The following is a 21,638-nucleotide window of genomic DNA, read 5'->3' on the forward strand; positions in this document are numbered from 1 at the left end:
AATGCCACACTCGTGGAAGAAGTGTGGCGCTGCAAGTTAATGATTTGTTTACGACATTCCGCCGGCTCCGTGGAGAATCGGGTTCGCAAAAGGTGATTTGCGTCTGTCCCGCATCGCGCTGTCACCTGCCGTCCGGGCTGCCGCAAAAGGCGAACTCTGACGATGACAGGTTGCGTGGAACAAAACTGGAACATTGGCTTCGGGCATGCTATATGTGGATAACCGGGGGATTGCTGAGGGATCGCTAAGTCGGCAGCGCCGGCGAGCGTATAGGGTCGCCTCGGATGGTCCCGTGGTTCGGCCTTTGGGCGGACAAGGCGACAGGTTGAAGCTGCAGGGGGCCGCGTGACGGCAGGCCCGGCGATTTTGCCAGTGATTTTGAGTGGAGAGCGGCGATGGCAGGAAGCGTGAACAAGGTGATTCTGGTCGGAAATCTCGGCAAGGATCCGGAAATCCGGCGGACACAGGACGGGCGGCCGATCGCCAATCTGAGCATCGCGACCTCGGAGACCTGGCGCGACAAGGGCACCGGCGAGCGCAAGGAAAAGACCGAGTGGCATCGGGTGGTGATCTTCTCTGAGCCGCTCTGCAAGATCGTCGAGCAGTATCTGAAGAAGGGCGCCAAGGTGTACATCGAGGGCGCGCTGCAGACCCGCAAGTGGACCGATCAGGCAGGCGTCGAGAAGTACTCGACGGAAGTCGTGCTGCAGGGGTTCAACTCGACGCTGACGATGCTCGACGGCCGCAGCGGCGGCGGTGGCGGCAGCTTCGGCTCCGACGATTCCGGCGGTGACTTTGGTACCGAGCGCGCGGTCAGCTCGGCGCCCCGGCGTGCGGTCGCGGCCGGCGCCGGCGGGCGCAGCAACAGCGACATGGACGACGATATCCCGTTCTAGAACGAGCGCGCTCGAATAACGGCTGGCTCGCGGGAATTCTCTCGCGAGCACCGTCGCGTGCGCTGGCTGCGGCCGCCCGGGCGGATCATGCCGGCGGTGATTTTCGGCCATTTGAGGGCTCGTGGAAGTGCCGCCGGACGAGGCCTTTCCGGCTCCCAAATTGGTCCGCCGGGAGCGCTCCGCACGGCCGGCCGCGGAACCGGGTAAGTCTATGAAAAAACGAAGAGAAAAACAGCGCGGCCAGGGCGGTGTGGGGTGGTTATCCGGACCCCGATGCGCTATATGATTCTAAGCTGAGAACTGACCGGATTCCCCCTTTGTCTGACCCTGAAGATAACAAGCCCGGCGAGCCGCCGGCGCCTTCTGATATTCGTCCCGTTTCCATCCTCGACGAGATGAAAAAGTCCTACCTCGATTACGCCATGAGCGTGATCGTGTCGCGGGCGCTGCCGGACGCGCGCGACGGGTTGAAGCCCGTGCATCGGCGCATCCTCTATTCGATGTACGAGCAGGGCCATACGCCGGACAAGAAATACGTCAAATCGGCCCGCGTCGTCGGTGACGTGATCGGTAAATATCATCCCCACGGCGACCAGTCGATTTACGACGCGATGGTCCGGATGGCGCAGGACTTCTCCATGCGCGTGCCGCTGATCGACGGCCAGGGCAATTTCGGCTCGGTCGACGGCGATCCGCCGGCCGCCTATCGATACACCGAAGCGCGCCTGACCAAAGTGGCGATGGAAGTGCTCGGCGATATCGGCAAGGACACCGTCGATTTCGTTCCGAACTACGACAGCTCCGAGAAGGAGCCCGCGGTTCTGCCGGCCAAGTTCCCGAACCTCTTGGTCAACGGCGCCGGCGGCATCGCGGTCGGCATGGCGACCAACATCCCGCCGCACAACCTCGGCGAAGTCATCGACGCCTGCGTCGCGCTGATCGACAATCCGGCGCTGACCATCGACGAACTCATCAACATCATTCCAGGACCGGATTTCCCGACCGGCGGCATCATCCTCGGGCGCCAGGGCATCCGTTCGGCCTATCACCTCGGCCGCGGCTCGATCGTGATGCGCGGCAAGGTGACGATCGACACCATCCGCAAGGATCGCGAAGCGATCATCGTCAGCGAAATTCCGTACCAGGTGAACAAGGCCACCATGGTCGAGCGCATCGCCGAACTGGTGAAGGAAAAGAAGATCGAGGGCATTTCCGACCTGCGCGACGAATCCGACCGCGACGGTTTCCGCGTCGTCGTCGAACTGAAGCGCGATGCGGTGCCCGAAGTCGTGCTGAACCAGCTTTATCGCTTTACGCCGCTGCAATCGAATTTCCCGGCCAATATGCTGGCGCTGGACTCCGGTCGCCCGCAGACGATGAACCTGAAGGACTTCCTGACGCTGTTCGTCGCGTTCCGCGAGCAGGTGATTACCCGCCGCACCAAATACCTGCTCAACGAGGCACGCGACCGCGCCCACATCCTGGTCGGCCTCGCCATTGCGGTCGCCAATATCGACGAAATGATCCGGGTGATCCGGACCTCGCCGGATCCGACCACCGCGCGCGACACCCTGATGTCGCGCGACTGGCCGGCGCGGGATGTCGAGGCGATGATCACGCTGATCGACGATCCCCGGCATCGCATCAACGAGGACGGCACTACGCGGCTGTCGTTCGAGCAGGCCAAGGCCATCCTCGATCTGCGCTTGCAGCGGCTGACGGCGCTCGGCCGCGAGGAAATCTCCGAAGAACTCGATAGGCTCGCCGTGAAAATCGCCGATTATCTCGACATCCTGCGTTCGCGCGCGCGCATTCAGGCCATCGTCAAGACCGAGCTCGCCGAGGTCAAGGATTCCTTCGCGACGCCGCGCAAGACCGTGATCATGGAGCAGGAAGGTGAGGTCGAAGACGAAGACCTGATCCAGCGCGAGGACATGGTGGTGACGGTCTCGCATGCCGGCTACGTCAAGCGCGTGCCGCTGTCGGCCTACCGGGCGCAACGCCGCGGCGGCAAGGGCCGGGCGGGCATGCAGACCCGCGACGAGGACTTTGTCTCGAGGCTGTTCGTGGCCTCGACCCACACGCCGGTGCTGTTCTTCTCTTCGCGTGGCCAGGTTTACAAGGAAAAAGTCTGGCGGCTGCCGGTGGCACCGCCGAACGCGCGCGGCAAGGCGCTGATCAACATCCTGCCGCTGGAGCAGGGCGAGCGCATCACCACCATCATGCCGCTGCCGGAGGATGAATCCTCCTGGGCCAATCTCGACGTCATGTTCGCCACCACCGGCGGCAACGTCCGCCGCAACAAGCTGTCCGACTTCGTCGATGTCCGCCGCTCCGGCATCATCGCCATGAAGCTCGATGAGGGTGAGGCGATCGTCGACGTGCAGATCTGCACCGAGCGCGACGACGTGCTGCTGACGGCCGCCGGCGGCCAGTGCATCCGCTTCCCCGTCACCGACGTGCGCGTCTTTACCGGCCGCACCTCGATGGGCGTGCGCGGCATCGCGCTCGGCACCAACGACACGCTGATCTCGCTGTCGATCCTGCGCCATGTCGAGGCGACCTCGGACGAGCGGACCGCCTACTTGAAGATGCGCCGCGCGGTGGCCGGCGAGGGCACCGCCGACGAGCCTGTCGATACCGAGGGCGAGGAAACCTCTGGTGCGATCCAGCAGCTTTCGACCGAGCGCTATGCTGCGATGTCGGCGGAGGAGCAGGTGGTGCTGACGGTGTCCGTCAACGGCTTCGGCAAGCGCACCTCGTCCTACGAGTACCGCACCACCGGCCGCGGCGGCAAAGGCATCGTCGCGATGTCGGTCAACAACCGTAACGGCAAGCTGGTGGCCTCGTTCCCGGTCGAGGACTCCGACCAGATCATGCTGGTGACGGATAAGGGCCAGTTGATCCGTTGTCCGGTCGAGGGCATCCGGGTCGCCGGCCGCTCGACCCAGGGCGTCATCGTGTTCGACACCGCCGAGGACGAGCACGTGGTGTCGGTCGAGCATATCGGCGACGACGGCGAAAATGGCGACAACGGGAATTCAAACGCGAATGGCGAGTAGGGGCGAAAGCTTCCCTATTCGCTATTCGCCACTCCCTATTCGCCGCTAGATCTCGATCTCCGTCCCGAACTCGACCACCTGCTTGGTCGGCACGCCGAAGAACGCCGCCGTGCGTTCGGCGTTGCGCTGCAGGAATGCGAACAGCGATTCCCGCCACACCCACATGCCCGGAATATCCTCGCGCGGGATGATGGTCTCGCGGCCGATGTAATAGGTGATGTCGGTGAGGTCGATGCCGGGCAGCTTGCCCTGCTGGCAGGCGAGGATCAGTCCGTCATAGATCGTCGGATACTGCATGAAACCGTAATGCAGGATGACGCGCATGATGCCGGGGATCACCTCGATCACCTCGGCGCGATCCTCGTCCGGGATGCGCGGGGATTCCTCGATCAGCACGGTGACCAGCACCACGCGCTGGTGCAGCACGTGGTTGTGCTTGACGAATTCCGTCAGCGCCAGCGGCACGCCCTTGGGCGAGGACGCCAGGAACACGGCGGTGCCCGACAACCGCGCATGGCACTTGTTGACGGCGGTCTCGATCAGGTCTTCTTCCGGCTGGCGCAGCTTGCCGCGTGCCGCCTCGACCAGTTTGACGCCGCTGCGCCAGGTCAGCATCACGAAGGCGACGGCGGCCGCGAGCAGCAGCGGAAACCAGCCGCCTTCGAACAGCTTCACGGAGTTCGCGGCGAAGAAGATGCAGTCGATGATGAAGAAGAACCCGTTGACCGCGATCACGATGAACGGCGAATAGCCCCACTGGATCGCAACCAGGGCGGCCAACAGCGTCGTGATCGCCATCAGCAGCGACACCGCGATGCCATAGGCGCCGGCCAGCGCATCCGAGGTGCCGAAGCTGAGCACGGCGCCGAGCGTGGCGGCGGCCAATAGCCAGTTCACCAGCGGCACATAGATTTGCCCGATCGCGTCGCTGGTGGTGTGCCGGATCTGCATCCGCGGCAGGAAGCCGAGCTGGATCGATTGCTGGGTCAGCGAAAACACCCCCGAAATGATCGCCTGCGACGCGATCACGGTGGCGAGTGCGGCGAAGGCGACCAGGGGGTAATGCACCCAGTCGGGTGCGAGCTGAAAGAACGGATTGTCGATCGCGGTAGGGTCTGAAATCAGCAGGCCCGCCTGGCCGAAATAGTTCAGCACCAGGGCGGGCAGCGCGATGGCGAACCAGGCCAGCCGGATCGGGAAGCGCCCGAAATGGCCCATGTCGGCGTACATCGCCTCGCCGCCGGTCACGGCCAGAAACGCGGCGCCGAGAATCGCGAAGGAGATATGGAAATCCTGGTGGATCAGGAAATTGAAGGCATAGAGCGGACTGAGGGCTTCAAGCACCACCGGCGCCTTGACGATGCCGTGGACGCCGAGCGCGGCCAGCACGGCGAACCACCCGACCATGACCGGGCCGAAGATCTGGCCGATCACCCTGGTGCCTTGCTTCTGCATGACGAACAGGCCGATCAGAATCACGACCGTGATCGGCACCACGGCGGGCGCCAGCGATGGCGCATCCACTTTCAGGCCCTCGATGGCGCTCAGTACCGAAATCGCCGGCGTAATAGCGCCGTCGCCGTACAGAAGCGCGGCGCCGATCAGGCCGACCACCAAAAGGTGCGCGCGCCACGTCCCCGGCTGCGCGTTGCGCGCGGACAGCAACGCCAGCAAGGCGACGATGCCGCCTTCGCCGCGATTGTCGGCGCGCAAGATCAGCAGCGCGTATTTGATCGAAATGATCAGGATCAGCGCCCACAGGATCAGCGACACCACGCCGAGGATGGCCGCATGCGTCAGCGGCCCGCCATGGCTCGCAGCCTTGGCGGCTTCCTTCAGCGCATAAAGCGGGCTGGTGCCGATGTCGCCATAGACGACACCGAGGGCGCCGATCGTGGCTGCTGCGGGAAGGACACTGGAATGGCCGGAGGTTGCAACTGGCGTACTGGTCACTGGCGCGCCCTCATTGGCACCGCGCTGGCCGGATCATCCGGAAGGCGCGGTCAATCGCCAGTCTGCGACGAGACGTCGCAAATTACCATGGGGATTACGCGTTCGAAACAGACCGCCCAGCTCTGCGCACGGCCGAATCGAAGAGGTCCTCAAGGGGCATCTTGAGGACCTCAATCCAGAGCAATCTGGAAGAAATAGAGTGTCGTTGTTGGGTTTGCGGAGCCCTACGGGTTGCGGTCGGCGGTAACCAGACGCGCTTCGTCGATCGGCGCCGCCTTGGTGCCGGCAACGCGCAGGCAGGAAGCCTCGAAATTCGGCCAGGCCTGCTGCGAGCAGTCCCTGCCGACCGCGCGGACGTCCAGCCGGTCGGCCTTGGTGAGGGCCTGGGGTACGCTGGCTTCGACCGTGGGGGCGAAGCCGGGCAACACGGTGAGCGCGGTGGCAATGAACGCAGCAATAGCGATGGCGGAAAGAGCCTTGATCATGACGGTCCCCTGTCATGGGCCTTCGCGGCCCGTCGTTTCGTTGGTTGAACTTCTAGCCAGCGCAAGTTTCCGGGAGTCTTCGCCACTCCGAGAAATGGTTTCGTCCCGGCTGAGTTTTGTTTCGTCGTCCATTGACCGACGAAACAAAGGCCGGTTGCCAAGCAGACGCCGTGACCCCGGGGCTGGTTCATTGGCCGAGGCCAAATAAAAACCCGGGCAGACAGGGAACCGGGCCGGCTTGCCCGGCCGCCCGGGGCGGGGTAGACGGGGCCTATGCCCCGTATCGCGCTCTATCCCGGGTCTTTCGACCCCGTCACCAATGGCCACCTCGACGTGGTCAGACACGCCGTCGGCCTCTGCGACCGGTTGATCGTCGCTATTGGGGTCCATCCCGGCAAAAAGCCGCTGTATTCGACCGAAGAACGCCTGGACATGGTCCGGGCGGTATTCGGGCCGGTCGCCGCCAAGGCCGGCTGCGGCTTTGAGGCCACCACCTACGACAATCTCACCGTCACGGCGGCCCAGAAGGCCGGCGCGACCATCATGGTTAGGGGCCTGCGCGACGGCACCGACCTCGATTATGAGATGCAGTTGAACGGCATGAACGAGACCATGGCACCCGAAGTGCAGACGGTATTCGTTCCCGCCTCGGCGGCGGTCCGCCCGATCACCGCCACACTGATACGGCAAATCGCCGCCATGGGCGGGGACGTTTCCGCGTTCGTGCCGCCGTCGGTCGTCGCCAGTCTGAAGACCAAGTTTTCCCGCTGACGCGCGGCGCACCCCGACCTCTTGATCCCGGAGTTGTCATGATCCGTATTCTCGCTTTCGTTGCCGCGCTTATCTGCGCGGCTCCCGCGATCGCTCAGCCGCTGCCCGCCAATCTCGACAAGGCGAATGCGATCGTGATCGACACCACCAAGGGCCGCATCGTGATCAAGCTGCGGACCGACGTCGCCCCTGAACACGCCGAGCGCATCAAGTTGCTCGCGCGGGAGGGCTATTACAACAACGTGCCGTTCCACCGGGTGATCGGCGGCTTTATGGCACAGACCGGCGACGGTAAGAATTTCAACGGTACCGGCGGTTCCAAGTATCCCAACTTGAAAGCCGAATTTTCCAAAGTGCCGTTCACACGCGGCATCGTCGGCATGGCGCGCGCAGGCAGCCCCGACTCCGCCAACTCGCAGTTCTTCATCATGTTCGATACCGGCTCCAGCCTGAACAACCAGTACACGGTGGTCGGCGAAGTCGTTTCCGGCATGGACGTGGTCGACAAGCTGAAGAAGGCGCCGGAGGGGTCGCCGAGCGGGTCGGTCACCGACCCCGACAAGATGGTGAAGGTGCAAGTCGCATCCGACATCAAGTGACGCCATGGCCGTGCGCCGCAGCAAGCCACTCGCCTGGTTTGCCGCGGTGCTGCTGTGGCTCCTATGGTCCGGCGAGGTGCGGGCCGAGCCGCCGGCGCTCGACACGCTCAAGGACATTTTCGCCAGATTGCATTCCTGCTGGAAGCCGCCGCCGGCCTCGCTCGCCAACCCGACCGACATCACGGTCGTCGTCAGTTTCAACCGCGAGGGCGTCATTCTCGGCCATCCCCGGATCACCTATGAATCCGAGCAGGCCAGCGACAACGACCGGCTACAGTACCGGATCGCCGTGATGGAAACATTGCAACGCTGTACGCCGTTGCCATTTACCGAGGGACTGGGCGGTGCCGTTGCCGGCCGGCCTTTGGCGATCCCTTTCAGAACCCGCAAACGTCCACCCAAACCTGAAGAGAAACGAGCATGGCTGATACAGAAAACACTTTGATCCTTGAAACCACCCAGGGGCCCGTCACCATTGAAATGCGTCCCGATCTGGCCCCGGGCCACGTCGCCCGGATCAAGGAACTGGTGCGTGAAGGATTCTACGACGGCATCGTGTTCCACCGCGTGATCGAAGGCTTCATGGCCCAGACCGGCTGTCCGCAGGGCACCGGTACCGGCGGCTCCGGCAAGAAGCTGAAGGCCGAGTTCAACAAGGAACCGCATGTCCGCGGCACCACCTCGATGGCGCGCGCGGCAAGCCCGGACTCCGGCGACAGCCAGTTCTTCATCTGCTTCGACGACGCCTCGTTCCTCAACAACCAGTACACGGTGTGGGGCAAGGTCACGTCGGGGATGGAAAACGTCGACAAGATCAAGCGCGGCGAGCCGGTCAAGGATCCCGACAAGATCATCAAGGCGCACATGGCTGTGGACGCGGCCTGAGCTGACAACCGACCTCCAGTGTCATGCCCCGCGAAAGCGGGGCATCCAGTACTCACCGGCTTTCACTATAAGAAAGGTCTGTGAGTACTGGAGTCGCCCGCCCCAGTGCGCAATTGCGCACAAGGCGGGCAATGACAGGCGTGGCCCATGCGCACCGATCTCTTCGACTTCGAACTTCCTGCCTCGAGCATCGCGCTGCGGCCCGCGAGCCCGCGCGATTCCGCGCGCATGCTGGTGGTGCAGCCAGACGCCATGTTGCGCGACCGCACGGTCGCCGAGCTTCCGCAATGGCTGGAGCCGGGCGACCAATTGGTGGTCAACGACACCAAGGTGATTTCGGCGCAGCTCAAAGGCCGGCGTATCGGCCGCGACACCGAGCCGAAGATCGAGGCGACGCTGATCAAGCGGCTGGACGGCTCGCGTTGGCAGGCGCTGGTCAAGCCGGCGAAAAAACTCGCGCCCGGCGACGTGGTCCGCTTCGGCAATGAAGGCAAGGTCTGCCTGCTCGGTCACCTCGACGCCACTGTCGAGGCCAAGGGCGAGGAGGGCGAGATCACGCTGTCGTTCTCGTTCCACGGACCGACACTGGATCAGGCCATTGCCGACCTCGGCAGCCCGCCGCTACCGCCCTACATCGCTTCCAAGCGCACGCCTGACGACCAGGACGTCGCCGACTACCAGACCATGTTCGCGGCCAACGAAGGCGCGGTCGCTGCCCCTACGGCGGGGCTGCATTTCACGCCGGCGCTGGAGGCGGCGTTGCGCGACCGCGGCGTCGAACTGCACCGGCTGACCCTGCATGTCGGGGCAGGGACGTTTCTCCCGGTCAAGGTCGACGAGACCACCGAGCACAAGATGCACGCCGAATGGGGCTCGATTTCGTCCGCCACCGCCGCGGCGCTGAACGCGGCGCGCGCCAAGGGCGGCCGCATCATCGCGGTCGGCACCACGTCGCTGCGGCTGTTGGAGAGCGCCGCCGCCGAGGACGGCACCATCCAGCCGTTCAGCGCCGAAACCTCGATCTTCATCACGCCGGGCTATCGTTTTCGCGCGGTGGATATCTTGCTCACCAATTTCCATCTGCCGCGTTCGACGCTGTTCATGCTGGTGTCGGCCTTCTCAGGGCTTGAGACCATGAAGGCGGCCTATGCCCATGCGATCGCGGATGGCTACCGATTCTATTCGTACGGCGATGCGTGTTTGTTGTTTCGGGCGTAGTCCGTAGGGTGGGCAAAGCGAAGCGTGCCCACCCTTTGCAGTATTGATGCGGATCGATGGTGGGCACGGCGCAAGAGCGCCTTTGCCCACCCTACGATTCCTGCACTCACGCCATCGCGCGTTGCGGCAGCAGTTCCGCGATCTGGATGGCATTGAGGGCGGCGCCCTTCAGCAGCTGGTCCGCCGACACGAACATCGAGATCGAATGGCCTGAGGGATCGCTGAGATCCTTGCGGATGCGGCCGACGAGGACGTCGTCCTGGCCCGAAGCATCGACCGGCATCGGGAAGTAATTGCCGGCGCGATCGTCGACGATCTTGACGCCGGGGGCGCGAGCCAGGATTGCGCGGACCTCGTCCTCGGTGATCGGCCGCTCGCATTCGAAGGTGATGGCCTCGCAATGCGCGCGCAGCACCGGCACGCGGACGCAGGTGACGCCGACCGCGATCTTGTCGTCCTCGAAAATCTTGCGGGTTTCCTTGATGACCTTGCTCTCTTCGTCGTTGTAGCCGGTCTCGGGATCGATGGCGGTGTTGTGGCTGAACAGGTTGAAGGCGTAGGGGTGTGGCATCACCCTGGGCGTGAAGACCTGACCGTTGAGATTCGCCCGCGTCGATTCCACCAGCTCTTCCATGGCAGCCGCTCCGGCGCCGCTGGCCGCCTGGTAGGTCGAGATGATCAGGCGCTTGATCCGGTTGTTCTGATGGATCGGCCACAGCGGCACCAGCGCGGTGATCGCCGCGCAGTTGGGATTGGCAATGATGCCCTTGTGATCGCGAATAGGGTTTCCGTTCACCTCGGGGATGACCAGCGGCACGTTGGGATCCATCCGGAACGCCGAGGAGTTGTCGACCACGACGGCGCCGGCCTTGACGGCAACCGGCGCGAACTTGCGCGAAATGCCGCCGCCGGCCGAGAACAGCGCGATGTCGACGCCGTCGAACGAGCGCTCGGTGAGCTCCTCGATCACGATCTTTTGCCCACGGAAGTCGACGGTCTTGCCGGCCGAGCGCGCGCTCGCCAGCGCCTTGAGCTTGCCGACGCGAAAACCGCGCCGGTCCATGGTGGCGATGAATTCGGCACCGACGGCGCCGGTCACGCCGGCAATGGCAATTACGGGATCGTGGGTCACTTGGGTCTCCATGCGAGGGTGTTGAAAGCAATAAAAAAGCCCCGGTCCTTTTCAGGCGGGGCGCTTCGGTTCAGTTGATGCGATCGTTCGACTACGCGCGCACGCCTCCGAAGGCCCCAGAGGGCGCTTTGGTTTTCAGGGTGCTTTTGGTCTGAAACGTCATGGCGCGGACTTATGCGGCAGGTCTGCGCCGCCGTCAACGGGTTTTGGACTGATTTTCTGCCCCAACGAGGTTGAACAAGGCGCCTATGTCACGTCATAAGCTCCCACATGACCGTTCCCAACCATTTCGAATTACTCGCCACCGACGGTGCGGCCCGTACCGGAAAACTGACCACGCCGCACGGCGTGGTGCGGACGCCGGCCTTCATGCCGGTCGGCACCGCGGGCGCGATGAAGGGCCTGCATTGGCGCGAGGTGCGCGATGCCGGCGCCGATATCGTGCTCGGCAATACCTATCACCTGATGCTGCGGCCCGGCGCCGAGCGGATCGCAGCCCTCGGGGGCTTGCAGAAATTCACCGGCTGGAACGGACCCATGCTGACCGATTCCGGCGGCTTCCAGGTGATGTCGCTGTCGGAATTGCGCAAGGTGACCGAGCAGGCGGTGACGTTTCGTTCGCATATCGACGGCGCCAAGGTCGAACTGTCGCCGGAACGCTCGATCGAGGTGCAGCGGCTCCTGGGTTCTGACATCGCGATGCAGATGGACGAATGCGTGCGGCTGCCGGCCGAGCGCGCCGACATCGAGCGCGCGATGCAGTTGTCGCTGCGCTGGGCGGCGCGCAGCAAGCGCGCCTTCGAAAGCGCGCCTGATGGCTACATGCTGTTCGGCATCGTGCAGGGCGGCGACGTTCCCGAATTGCGCCACGCCAGCGCCCGCGGCCTGGTCGAGATCGGATTCCACGGCTACGCGATCGGCGGGCTCGCGGTCGGCGAACCCCAGGCGGTAATGCTGGCCATGATCGAAGAGACCGCGCCGGTGTTGCCGGCGGATCGCCCGCGCTATCTGATGGGTGTGGGTACGCCGGAAGATCTGCTGGAAGCCGTGGCGCGCGGCATCGACATGTTCGACTGCGTGATGCCGACACGGAACGGCCGTCATGGCATGGCGTTCACGCGGTTCGGCCAGATCAATCTTCGCAACGCGCGCCATGCCGACGATCCGCGGCCGCTCGACGAGGAGAGCGCATGGCCGTCCGCGCGCGACATTTCGCGCGCCTACCTGCACCATCTGGTCAGGTCGGGCGAGACGCTGGGCGCGATGCTGCTGTCGGACATCAACATCGCGTACTACCAGCATCTGATGCAGGGCATGCGCGATGCGATCGCCGCCGGCACATTTGAGGAATTCAAAAAACAAACACGCGCCGGTTGGGCGCGTGGGGACATCCCACCGAGGTGAGTGTTGGGCCTAGTTACAGGCGAACCGCTTGACCGAATGCTTGGTCACAAAACCGTAACCGCAGGTGTCGCAGGTCCAGAGATAGCTGATGATGCTGTCCTGGAGGTAGGCGGAAGCTTCGGCGGCCACCATGGAGTCGGCACACACGGGGCAGGTCGGTAAATCACACCCACGCGGATCGGGCCTAGACGCGACGGTCGACAGGACTTCAGCAACTGCTGCCATCGTGACCTCCTAGCGATCTGAACCTCAGCTTACCACCAAAGTATACTCCGACTTCTTTGACGATGCCGCAACACAAATGCGTTGGTTTTACGATATTTAGCTCACGGTTTGTTTTGCAACGCAGCGAATTCTTGATGGCGCCGTTTCGCGCTTGCGCCAAGGCCAAGGCACCTCCTAAGTAAGGAACTGCCGTCAATTGTAGACAAAACCGCAAAGGGAGTCCTGTGATGGATGCATCGTCAGCCAATAACGCAGCCGCTGGTGCAGTGCACCGTCCCGGACGGGGCCGGGTTTTCGACTCCATCGTCGATGCCGTCGGCGACACGCCGATTGTGCGCTTGCGGAAGCTGCCGCAGGCCCATGGCGTGAACGCTACCGTTCTCGCCAAACTTGAATATTTCAATCCGGCCGCGAGCGTCAAAGACCGCATCGGCGCGGCGATGGTGATCGCGATGGAAAAGGCCGGCGTGATCAACGCCGACACCGTGCTGATCGAACCGACCTCCGGCAATACCGGCATTGCGCTGGCCTTTGTTGCGGCCTCGCGCGGCTACCGGCTGAAACTGGTGATGCCGGAATCGATGTCGATCGAGCGGCGCAAGATGCTGGCCTTTCTCGGCGCCGAGATCGTGCTGACGCCGGCCGCGCAGGGCATGAAGGGCTCGATCGCGACCGCCGAGGAACTGGTGCGGACGACGCCGAACGCCGTGATGCCGCAGCAGTTCAAGAACCTCGCCAATCCCGAAGTGCATCGCCGCACCACCGCGGAGGAAATCTGGAACGACACCGGCGGTAACATCGACTTCTTCGTCGCCGGCGTCGGCACCGGCGGCACCATCACCGGCGTTGGCCAGGTGCTCAAGCCGCGCAAGCCGAGCCTGCGCGTGGTCGCAGTCGAGCCGGAGGAAAGCCCGGTGCTGTCGGGCGGCCAGCACACGCCGCACAAGATCCAGGGCATCGGCGCCGGCTTCGTTCCCGACATTCTGGATCGCTCGGTGATCGACGAGATTGTCAGGATCAACAGCGTTACCGCAATCGAAACCGCGCGCGCGCTGGCGCGCAACGAGGGCATCCCGGGCGGCATTTCCTCGGGTGCTGCGATCGCGGCAGCATTTGAGATCGGCAAGCGTCCGGAGAACGCCGGCAAGACCATCGTCGCCATCGTGCCGTCATTCTCGGAGCGTTACCTTTCCACCGCACTGTTTGAAGGAATTTAGCGATGGCCGACCAGCCGAGGCGACCGAGAACCCTGAACGACGCGCGCAGCGAAGCCGAGGCGGCGTTCAAGCGCACCACGACCAAGGTGGTTGAGGCGCCGGCGAAACCGACAGCGCTTCCCGGCGTGAAGGAACTGGTCTCGCTGCGCATCGATCAGGATGTGCTGGAATTTTTCCAGGAAGGCGGTTCGGGCTGGCAGGACCGTATCAACGAAGCGCTGCGCAAGGCTGCCGGAAAATAACTGAAGCTTTTCAATCCAAAATGAAAAAGCCCGGGACATGATCCCGGGCTTTTTTGTCCTGTTGGCAGGCTTAGCGGAGTATTCCGCCCATCACGCCGCCGATGAAGCGTCCGGCTCCGGCGGGATCACCGCCGCCGCCGCCGCGATAGTGACCACCGCCACCGCCGCCGCCACCACCACTCGCACGGCGACGGGCCGGGCGATCTCCGTCGTCGCTCGAACTTGCCGATGGCGTGGCCGCGACGATTTCCGACAGCATGGCCTTGTGCTGCAGCTTGTTGAGGAAGCCGGACGAGGGATAGCCGCGGGCAGCCTGCCAGCGCGTGATCACGGCGCGGGTCTGCTCGTCGAACTTGCCGGTTACCTTGGTGTCGAAGCCGAGCCCGGTCAGGCGGCGCTGCACGTCGCGGCGCTGTCCCTTGTCGAGGCCGATCTGGTCCTCGGTGACCTGGTTGGCCGCTTCGTTGAAGGTCGCGGGATCAACGCCGGTGGTCAGGTTGCGGGTCGCGGTGCTGGCGCCGTTCTCCAGCGCCGCAATGCGCGACAGCGCCAGCGGCTTGAACTGGCCGTTCGGATAGTTGGTGACGTAGGCGTTGAGCTCTTCCACCTTGTTGGAGTCCTTGATCGAGCGCCAGAACTCGAGCTCGACGTCGGATCCCGGCGCGGAGGCCACGGCGACCGGCGCCTGAGCCGGCGCGGCCCCGTTCGCCGTGGCGGGGGCGGGCGCACCGTTCAGATAGACCGAGCCGATCAGGTTGGTGTGGCCCCAGGGCAGTTGGCCCTTGTTGGTCTCCTCGTTGACCTGGGCGCGGACCTTGGTCATCGCCTGCTGGATCTCGACCCCGGGGGTCGCGATGTTGGCGATCAGGGCGCGGGTGAACGGGCTGTTGGTGCCTTCCTGGCCGTCGAGCGCGGTCTGGCCCGGGCCGGTCGCGAACGCGATCAGCGTGCCTTCACCGGACTTCATTTCGGCAAGGCCCGATCCGACCGATACGCTGCGGGTCGCCGAATTCGACTTGATCTTGGCGGCGAACGGATTATCGCGGCAGGCATCGAGGAACACCAGCTTGACCTTGGCGTCGCTCATGGTCTGGTCGAGCGTGAGGTCGATGTTGATGGCGGCGCCGAGCTTGACGTCCATTTCCGATTTGATGTCGGCGTCGATCGGCAGCAGATAGTTGGTGCCGCTGATGGCGATGCCGTGACCGGCATAGAAGAAGACGGCGACATCGGCACCTTGCGCCTTCTTGCCGAAGTCCAGCAGCTTTTCCGTCATCTTGTCGCGGGTGAGGTTGGTGCCTTCGACCACCTCGAAACCGACATTGCGCAACACGCCGGCCATCGCCTTGGCGTCGACCGGCGGGTTCGGAAGCTGGGCGACGTTCTTGTAGGCGCCGTTGCCGACCACGAAGGCGACGCGCCGTTCGGCGTTCGCGGCGCCGGCGGAAAGCATCATGCAGAGCAGGGAAAAAATGAGGGTTGGGTAGCGCATCTGAAATCCCCTGGCAGAATCGAAAAGAATTTGGCTGTAACGTTGAACCCGAGATTACACGAAAAAACCGCACTTCGCGCGGCAAAAAGTGGTCGGCCTGCGCAAATCCCGGGAACAGTCCGTTACCGCCAGGTTCCGGATGGCGGAGAGGCTATCGCACGCGTTTGGCTTCGCGCGTGATCCAGATCACAGCCAGCCGCCCGAACGCCGCAATCAGGTTCCGGCAGGCGCAGCAATCGGACGCGCCGGTTTCAGATTCAGCAGGTTGCCGGTCAGGATGAGGGCGGCGCCGAGCACGGTGAACATGTCGAGCCGTTCGGAATAGATCAGCCAGCCCGCCGCGGCCGTCAGCGGAACCCGCAGGAAATCCATCGGCACGACCACGGTGGCGTCGGCATACTGCATCGCCCTGGCGAGGAAGTAGTGGGAAAACGTGCCGCAAACCGCGATCACGACGATGTAGCCCCAGGTGTGGGCCGACGGCCAGGTCCAGACATAGAGCGCCGGCAGCAAGCCTGCGGCGGATTGTACCACCAGCATCCAGAAGATCACCGCCAGGGCGCTTTCGGTGCGGGTGAGGGATTTCAGCATGGCCATGGAAATCCCGAACCCGACCGCGGCGCCGAGCGCGATCAACTGACCAGGATTGATCGCGCCCATGGCGGGGCGGACGATGACGACGACGCCGACCACCCCGAGCACGATCGCGGCAATCTTCCAGGGCGTCATCCGCTCGCCGAGAAAACTCGCGGCCAGGATCGCGGTCCAGATCGGCATCGTGAACTCGATCGCCACCACCTGGCCGATCGGAATCAGCGTCAGCGCGAAGAACCAGCCGAGCTGCGCGCTGTAGTGAATGAGGTTGCGCGCGGCGTGCTGGGGAAACCGCGCGGTTTTCACGACGTGAAACCCGCCTTGGGCGAGGATCAGCGGACACAGCATCGCCAGTCCCAGCGCCGAGCGCACCTCCATGAGCTGAAACACGTTCAGTTCACGCATGGCCTCGCGGCCGGCGACGGTCAGGATCAGCATCAGGGACAGCCAGCAGGCCATCCACATCGCTGCCTTCAGTTTGGAGGGTGTTCGGGTCATCGACGGGAAACTGGACCGGGGATCGAGGAGGGAAGGCCGGTATCGGCGAGCGCGCGCCGATTTGCAACGCGCAAATTGGCCGACGGCGGGCTCAATTTCGCGGTGGGAGAGGTCGCCTGTTCGGTGCTAAGGGATCACCCGACTTTGTTGGTCATTTCGGGTTCGATGCTTCGCTTCGCCCCGGAATGACGAAAAAGAAAGAACAGGGAGGACCCAATGCGTATCCTGCAACCGGCCGAATGGTCGAAACCGCGCGGCTTTTCACACGGGGTCGAGATCGACGGGCCGGGCAAGTGGATCGTGCTGGCCGGCCAGACCGGCGGCGACGACAAGGGCGACTATGCGCCCGACATGGCCGCTCAGGTCGGCACGGCGTTGAAGCGAATCATGAAACTGCTTGCCGAGGCCGGCGCGGGCCCCGAGCACATCGTCCGCCTGACCTGGTATCTGACCAGCCGCAGCGAATACGAAGCCGCGGGCGCCGGCATTGGGGCGGCCTGGAAGGAAACCCTGGGGCGGAATTTCCCGCCGTCGACGCTGCTCTATATCGGCGGGCTGGTCGACGAGCGGGCCAAGGTGGAAATCGAGGTTACCGCCTACGTCCCCAAGGGATAAAAGATGGGGTAAAGGACGGACGGCGCGCGCGTCGGACGGACGCGTTGGAACACGACAAAAGGAAATGACGGCCAATGACCAATCGATCGACCACCGCAGACTTCGTGACGGCCTTTGCGACCGGCTGGCCGGAAGCGCAGCCGGACCTCATGGTGCTTTCGCTGACCACGCAAAAAGGCGTGCAGGATTTTGCCTTCAACAGGGAGCAGGCCCTGTTGATCGCGAAGACCATCAAGGACACCGCGGCGAAGCTGGCGAAGCCCAAAACCAGCTAACGACCGGCTATAGTTTGACGGCCGCCGAAGCAGAGCAACAAGCGACAAAAAAGCGTTTCTGGTGCGGTGCTCCGCGTGGCTTGCCGAGCCGTAGCTCGCGGACAATAGCCCGCCTTCGCCCGGTGGGCCCGGCAGGACTCGAACCTGCAACCAGACCGCGCAACGAGCGCAATCGAACCGGAACGAAAATGCAGCCAAATCGACCAAACCAACCATTATCCTCCCGCTCATAACGCTTTGACGAGGTGGTTTCTGATGCGAAACCGGTGAGGTAAACGAACGCTCGTATGGGAATCGTCGCCCACCTGGCGGCGACGCCAGGTTTTGGCCATTTCGACATCGCCGTTCAATTCGAGATCAATGGTGTTCTGAGCGGCTTCCGCGATGGCTCGGGCACCGTGTGTTTCCAGCAACTAGCCACGCCTCGTCGTGAATTTCGACCGCATGGCTCACTCTCGTCTTATTCCGTGCGCTCGCGCCACGGAAACCCGCTTGATGCCGGTTACCCGTGCGTGAAGTCGCCGGGTTTCAATCCCAGAGCTTTGACGGCTACTTCCGGAAGCGGTCCCCATGCTTCGACCCTTTCATTCGGGGCCATCACTGCACCGACAATTGCCTTTGCCTTTGCTGGATCCTGTTCAGCCACATAGTAGACCGAGCGAACAGGCGAACCGCCCGCTAACGGTTGAGTTGTTACGAGGACAACCTGACCATTTGCCATGCCCTAATATACCACTGACGCGGTGCCGCTTCCACGAAGGTGAAGGCGAATCCACCGCAGCGCAGCCGCGGCCACGCGCCATCGGGGATCACGGTCTTGTACAGTCCCGGGCCAGCACCAATTACGAGGTGTGGGGGGTAAATCGCTGCAGGAGCGAGAACGTGGCCAGCAAGAAAATGGCAGACGGAGGGCTCCCGGTGATCGCGCGCTTTGAGGTGCGCCACCGCAATTACCTTGCGCCAGACGGCTCGATAAGCCGGCCGCTCCCCGCATTCGCCTCCGATGCCACCCTGCTCGTCGCGCTCTACCGAGCGATGGTGCTGATGCGCATCTTTGACCGAAAGGCTGTTGCATTGCAGCGCACCGGCCGGCTTGGGACCTATGCCGTTTCGCTCGGCCAGGAGGCGGTGTCCGTTGGCACAGCCAGTGCGATGCGAGCGGAGGACGTCCTGTTGCCCTCCTATCGCGACAATGGCGCGCTGATCTGGCGTGGTGTCGGGCTGGAGGAAATTCTGCTGTTTTGGGGCGGCGACGAACGGGGCAATCATTTCTCCGGACCGCTCCAGGATTTCCCGTTTTGCGTTCCCGTCGGATCACAGGCGCCGCATGCCGCCGGCGCGGCCTATGCCTTCAAGTTGCGCCGGAAGCCGCGTGTCGCCGTATGCATGTTCGGCGATGGCGCCACCTCCAAGGGTGATGTCTACGAAGCGATGAATTTTGCCGGTGTGCACAAATTGCCGGTCGTGTTCGTCGCCACCAACAACCAATGGGCTATTTCTGTGCCGTTACGACTGCAAACTGCCGCCGAAACACTTGCGCAGAAGGCCATCGCAGCCGGGTTTATCGGCGAGCAGGTGGATGGCAACGATGTGGTGGCGATGCGCGCCGCGGCGGAAGAGGCAATTGCCGCAGCCCGTGACGGCCAAGGCCCCCGCTTCATCGAGGCGGTCACCTACCGGCTCGGCGATCATACCACCGCTGATGACGCGGCACGTTACCGTCCGGCTGAAGATGTCCAGGCCCATTGGAAGGAAGAGCCGATTGCGCGCCTGCGGACTTTCCTTGTTGGCCAGAAAATGTGGAGCAAAGCGGAGGAGGAACAGCTTGCCACCGAGTGCCATGAGCGCATCGAGGCTGCGGTCGAACGCTATCTGACCACGGAGCCACGCCGGCCGGAAACCATGTTCGATCATCTCTATGGCAAGCTGCCCAAGGCCTATGTCGCGCAGCGGCGTGAACTCGCGGGAGAGGACGATGTCTGAGGTGACGTTGGTCGATGCCATCAATCTGGCGCTCGCCCGAGCATGCAGGATGATCCGAGTGTGGTCGTGCTGGGCGAAGATGTCGGCGTCAACGGCGGCGTTTTCCGCGCGACCATCGGGCTGCAAGAGCGTTTCGGATCGGAGCGCGTCCTTGATACACCGCTTGCCGAACTCCTTATTAGCGGGCTCTGCGTCGGCATGGCGGTGCAGGGCCTGAAGCCCGTCGGCGAGATCCAGTTTATGGGATTTCTGTATCCCTGCATCGATCAACTGGTGAATCACGCATCCCGAATGCGCAACCGCAGCCAGGGACGGCTTACCTGTCCAATGGTTCTACGAACTCCGCATGGAGCCGGCATTCGCGCGCCCGAGCATCACTCCGAAAGCACCGAGGCAATGCTCGCCCATATTCCCGGCTTGCGCGTTGTCATCCCTTCATCGCCCGAACGCGCATACGGGCTTCTCCTGGCCGCAATCCGCGATCCAGATCCAGTGGTGTTTCTGGAGCCAACACGCTTATACCGCTCGGCAAAAGGTGAAGTGGAAGACAATGGCGAAGCCTTGCCGCTGGATTTAGCCTTTGTCCTGCGCGAAGGCCGCGACATCACGTTGATCAGTTGGGGCGCCATGCTGAAAGAGACCATGGCGGCGGCCGACGCACTAGCTGTCGAGGGCATCACAGCGGAGGTCATCGATCTCGCCACGCTCAAGCCCTACGATGAAGACACTTTGCTGGCTTCGGTCGCCAAGACTGGGCGTTGTGTGATCGTGCACGAGGCATCACGCACTGGAGGATTTGGAGCCGAGATCGCTGCACTTGTCGCTGAGCGCGGCCTGGGCTCTCTGCTTGCACCCGTGACCCGCGTCACCGGCTACGACACCATCATTCCAATGGCGCGGCTTGAACAGCGCTATATGCCTTCGGTCGACCGGATCGTGACCGCCGCGCGCAAAGCCTGCCAGTTCAGTTAAACTTCAACGGACTTGTCCCATGCGCCAGTTCAAGTTGCCGGATCTTGGAGAAGGCCTTGAGGAGGCGGAGATCGTCACCTGGTATGTCAACGAGGGCGACCACGTTGTCACCGATCAGCCCCTGGTTTCCGTCGAGACCGACAAGGCGGTCGTCGAAGTGCCGGCGCCGTTAAGCGGGCGCATCGTGCGTCTATTTGGCGCCAAAGGAGATATGGTGAAGGTCGGCGCGGCGCTCGTCGAGTTTGCCGAAGGCGCCGAGCAGGACCCCGGCACAATTGTCGGCGAACTTGGCGCCAGCGAACCACCAGCGGCGGCAGAAACGCTTTCCGGGCGAGCGGTTGGGCATGGACTTCACGTGTTTCCGGCGGTGCGCGCGCTCGCGCGCAAGCTCGACGTCGATCTCGATTCTATCGAGGCTACAGGGCCCGGCGGCTTCATGACACGTGCCGATGTCGAGCGGGCTGCGAAGAGTTTGTCCCAGGCGGGACCCGCCGAGCCCTTGCGCGGCTTGCGGCGCGCGATGGCCCAACGCATGACAGCGGCCCATGCCGAAATCGTCCCTGCCACCGTAACCGACGACGCCGATATCGACGATTGGCGCAAGGGTGAGGACGTGACCATCCGGCTGGTGCGTGCGATCGCTGCAGCCTGCAAAGCCGAGCCCGCGCTCAATGTCTGGTACAATTCGGGCGCGGGAGAACGGCGCCTGATCGAACGCGTCGACATCGGCATCGCAGTCGATACTGGGGGAGGCCTTATCGTCCCCGTCATGCGCAATGTCGCAGAGCGTGACGCACCGGACTTGCGAACCGGGCTCGACCGGCTGCGGGCTGACGCAATCGCGCGCTCAATACCTCCGGGGGAGCTGCGCGGTGCGACGATTACGCTGTCGAACTTCGGGATGATTGGAGGTCGGTTTGCCAACCTGATTGTCGTACCACCGCAAGTGGCGATCGTCGGCGCCGGCCGGATTGCCCAACGGGTGGTCGCGCATCGGGGCCAGCCAACGGTGAGATGCGTGCTGCCGTTGTCGCTCACGTTTGACCATCGCGTGGTGACGGGCGGCGAAGCCGCTCGTTTCCTGGTAGCGCTCAAGTCGGATATTGAGCGGCCTTCCTAG

At 63.5% G+C, this 21,638-nt stretch carries 21 protein-coding genes, 1 tRNA gene and 1 pseudogene; 16 read left to right on the plus strand and 7 right to left on the minus strand.

Annotated features, from left to right (window positions below; genetic code table 11):
• The first annotated feature begins 395 nt into the window (after positions 1-395).
• Together BLR13_RS36380 and gyrA are read left to right on the plus strand one after the other, a co-directional pair.
• The gene (locus BLR13_RS36380; protein WP_074830129.1) at positions 396-896 is read left to right on the plus strand and encodes a single-stranded DNA-binding protein; all 501 of its coding nucleotides are present in this window, start codon (positions 396-398) and stop codon (positions 894-896) included.
• A gap of 317 nt (positions 897-1,213) precedes the next feature.
• The gene (gene gyrA / locus BLR13_RS36385; RefSeq protein ID WP_074830127.1) at positions 1,214-3,958 is read left to right on the plus strand and encodes a DNA gyrase subunit A; all 2,745 of its coding nucleotides are present in this window, start codon (positions 1,214-1,216) and stop codon (positions 3,956-3,958) included.
• A 45-nt stretch (positions 3,959-4,003) separates the two neighbouring features.
• Here the strand turns inward: gyrA and BLR13_RS36390 are convergent, their stop codons facing one another.
• Together BLR13_RS36390 and BLR13_RS36395 are read right to left on the minus strand one after the other, a co-directional pair.
• Positions 4,004-5,911, minus strand: coding sequence for a potassium transporter Kup (locus BLR13_RS36390; protein WP_074830124.1), 1,908 nt, complete (start codon positions 5,909-5,911; stop codon positions 4,004-4,006).
• Between the two features lie 224 nt (positions 5,912-6,135).
• Positions 6,136-6,396 carry a hypothetical protein gene (locus tag BLR13_RS36395; protein ID WP_074830120.1) on the minus strand — a complete coding sequence of 87 codons (261 nt, stop codon included), beginning with the start codon at positions 6,394-6,396 and terminating at the stop codon, positions 6,136-6,138.
• A 273-nt stretch (positions 6,397-6,669) separates the two neighbouring features.
• On the opposite strand from BLR13_RS36395, the gene coaD reads away from it, so the two are divergent.
• The 5 genes from coaD to queA all read left to right on the plus strand — a co-directional run bounded on the left by coaD (position 6,670) and on the right by queA (position 9,869).
• Entirely contained in the window at positions 6,670-7,167 is a 498-nt protein-coding gene (gene coaD, locus BLR13_RS36400; RefSeq protein ID WP_074830116.1) for a pantetheine-phosphate adenylyltransferase, read from the plus strand.
• A 38-nt stretch (positions 7,168-7,205) separates the two neighbouring features.
• Positions 7,206-7,766 (plus strand): peptidylprolyl isomerase, encoded by a 561-nt coding sequence (locus BLR13_RS36405; RefSeq protein ID WP_074830114.1) that lies wholly within the window; start codon positions 7,206-7,208, stop codon positions 7,764-7,766.
• 4 nt (positions 7,767-7,770) lie between these two features.
• Positions 7,771-8,211: a hypothetical protein gene (locus BLR13_RS36410; RefSeq protein ID WP_074830111.1), complete on the plus strand. Its 441-nt coding sequence runs from the start codon at positions 7,771-7,773 to the stop codon at positions 8,209-8,211.
• On the plus strand, positions 8,187-8,651 hold the full coding sequence (locus BLR13_RS36415) for a peptidylprolyl isomerase (protein WP_074830109.1): 465 nt from the start codon (positions 8,187-8,189) through the stop codon (positions 8,649-8,651). Before BLR13_RS36410 ends, BLR13_RS36415 begins: the two co-directional genes overlap by 25 nt.
• Before the next feature lie 147 nt (positions 8,652-8,798).
• Positions 8,799-9,869, plus strand: coding sequence for a tRNA preQ1(34) S-adenosylmethionine ribosyltransferase-isomerase QueA (gene queA / locus BLR13_RS36420; protein WP_074830107.1), 1,071 nt, complete (start codon positions 8,799-8,801; stop codon positions 9,867-9,869).
• A gap of 106 nt (positions 9,870-9,975) precedes the next feature.
• On the opposite strand, the gene BLR13_RS36425 is transcribed toward queA, so the two are convergent.
• Positions 9,976-11,013, minus strand: coding sequence for an aspartate-semialdehyde dehydrogenase (locus tag BLR13_RS36425; protein WP_074830105.1), 1,038 nt, complete (start codon positions 11,011-11,013; stop codon positions 9,976-9,978).
• Positions 11,014-11,271: 258 nt separating this feature from the next.
• Between BLR13_RS36425 and tgt the strand changes: the two genes are divergently transcribed.
• A complete protein-coding gene (tgt, locus tag BLR13_RS36430) occupies positions 11,272-12,405 on the plus strand; it encodes a tRNA guanosine(34) transglycosylase Tgt (RefSeq protein WP_074830102.1) in 1,134 nt (377 codons plus the stop codon).
• A gap of 9 nt (positions 12,406-12,414) precedes the next feature.
• Here the strand turns inward: tgt and BLR13_RS36435 are convergent, their stop codons facing one another.
• The gene (locus tag BLR13_RS36435) at positions 12,415-12,630 is read right to left on the minus strand and encodes a hypothetical protein (RefSeq protein ID WP_074830099.1); all 216 of its coding nucleotides are present in this window, start codon (positions 12,628-12,630) and stop codon (positions 12,415-12,417) included.
• A 227-nt stretch (positions 12,631-12,857) separates the two neighbouring features.
• Here BLR13_RS36435 and cysK point away from each other — a divergent pair, with 227 nt between their 5' ends.
• Both cysK and BLR13_RS36445 read left to right on the plus strand, forming a co-directional pair.
• On the plus strand, positions 12,858-13,847 hold the full coding sequence (gene cysK, locus BLR13_RS36440; protein WP_074830097.1) for a cysteine synthase A: 990 nt from the start codon (positions 12,858-12,860) through the stop codon (positions 13,845-13,847).
• A 2-nt stretch (positions 13,848-13,849) separates the two neighbouring features.
• Positions 13,850-14,089, plus strand: a complete 240-nt coding sequence (locus BLR13_RS36445) for a BrnA antitoxin family protein (RefSeq protein WP_074830094.1) — start codon at positions 13,850-13,852, stop codon at positions 14,087-14,089.
• 70 nt (positions 14,090-14,159) lie between these two features.
• Here BLR13_RS36445 and BLR13_RS36450 read toward each other — a convergent pair whose 3' ends face one another.
• A complete protein-coding gene (locus BLR13_RS36450; RefSeq protein WP_074830092.1) occupies positions 14,160-15,581 on the minus strand; it encodes a caspase family protein in 1,422 nt (473 codons plus the stop codon).
• 213 nt (positions 15,582-15,794) lie between these two features.
• Complete coding sequence (locus tag BLR13_RS36455) at positions 15,795-16,673, minus strand: DMT family transporter (RefSeq protein ID WP_074830089.1); 879 nt, start codon at positions 16,671-16,673, stop codon at positions 15,795-15,797.
• 216 nt (positions 16,674-16,889) lie between these two features.
• Here BLR13_RS36455 and BLR13_RS36460 point away from each other — a divergent pair, with 216 nt between their 5' ends.
• Positions 16,890-17,288 carry a RidA family protein gene (locus BLR13_RS36460; protein ID WP_074830087.1) on the plus strand — a complete coding sequence of 133 codons (399 nt, stop codon included), beginning with the start codon at positions 16,890-16,892 and terminating at the stop codon, positions 17,286-17,288.
• Between the two features lie 74 nt (positions 17,289-17,362).
• Positions 17,363-17,563 carry a hypothetical protein gene (locus tag BLR13_RS36465; RefSeq protein WP_074830079.1) on the plus strand — a complete coding sequence of 67 codons (201 nt, stop codon included), beginning with the start codon at positions 17,363-17,365 and terminating at the stop codon, positions 17,561-17,563.
• Positions 17,564-17,686: 123 nt separating this feature from the next.
• Here the strand turns inward: BLR13_RS36465 and BLR13_RS40825 are convergent.
• Positions 17,687-17,788, minus strand: a tRNA-OTHER gene (locus tag BLR13_RS40825).
• 62 nt (positions 17,789-17,850) lie between these two features.
• Here BLR13_RS40825 and BLR13_RS42485 point away from each other — a divergent pair.
• The 4 genes and pseudogenes from BLR13_RS42485 to BLR13_RS36490 all read left to right on the plus strand — a co-directional run bounded on the left by BLR13_RS42485 (position 17,851) and on the right by BLR13_RS36490 (position 21,638).
• Entirely contained in the window at positions 17,851-18,213 is a 363-nt protein-coding gene (locus BLR13_RS42485) for a hypothetical protein (RefSeq protein WP_157793758.1), read from the plus strand.
• A 247-nt stretch (positions 18,214-18,460) separates the two neighbouring features.
• On the plus strand, positions 18,461-19,546 hold the full coding sequence (gene pdhA, locus BLR13_RS36480) for a pyruvate dehydrogenase (acetyl-transferring) E1 component subunit alpha (protein ID WP_074830072.1): 1,086 nt from the start codon (positions 18,461-18,463) through the stop codon (positions 19,544-19,546).
• Positions 19,539-20,518, plus strand: a pseudogene (locus BLR13_RS36485) (alpha-ketoacid dehydrogenase subunit beta). The gene pdhA and the pseudogene BLR13_RS36485 overlap by 8 nt, the downstream one beginning before the upstream one ends.
• A 19-nt stretch (positions 20,519-20,537) precedes the next feature.
• A complete protein-coding gene (locus tag BLR13_RS36490; protein ID WP_074830065.1) occupies positions 20,538-21,638 on the plus strand; it encodes a dihydrolipoamide acetyltransferase family protein in 1,101 nt (366 codons plus the stop codon).

The sequence above is a fragment of the Bradyrhizobium ottawaense genome (assembly GCF_900099825.1).
Taxonomy (GTDB): domain Bacteria; phylum Pseudomonadota; class Alphaproteobacteria; order Rhizobiales; family Xanthobacteraceae; genus Bradyrhizobium; species Bradyrhizobium ottawaense_A.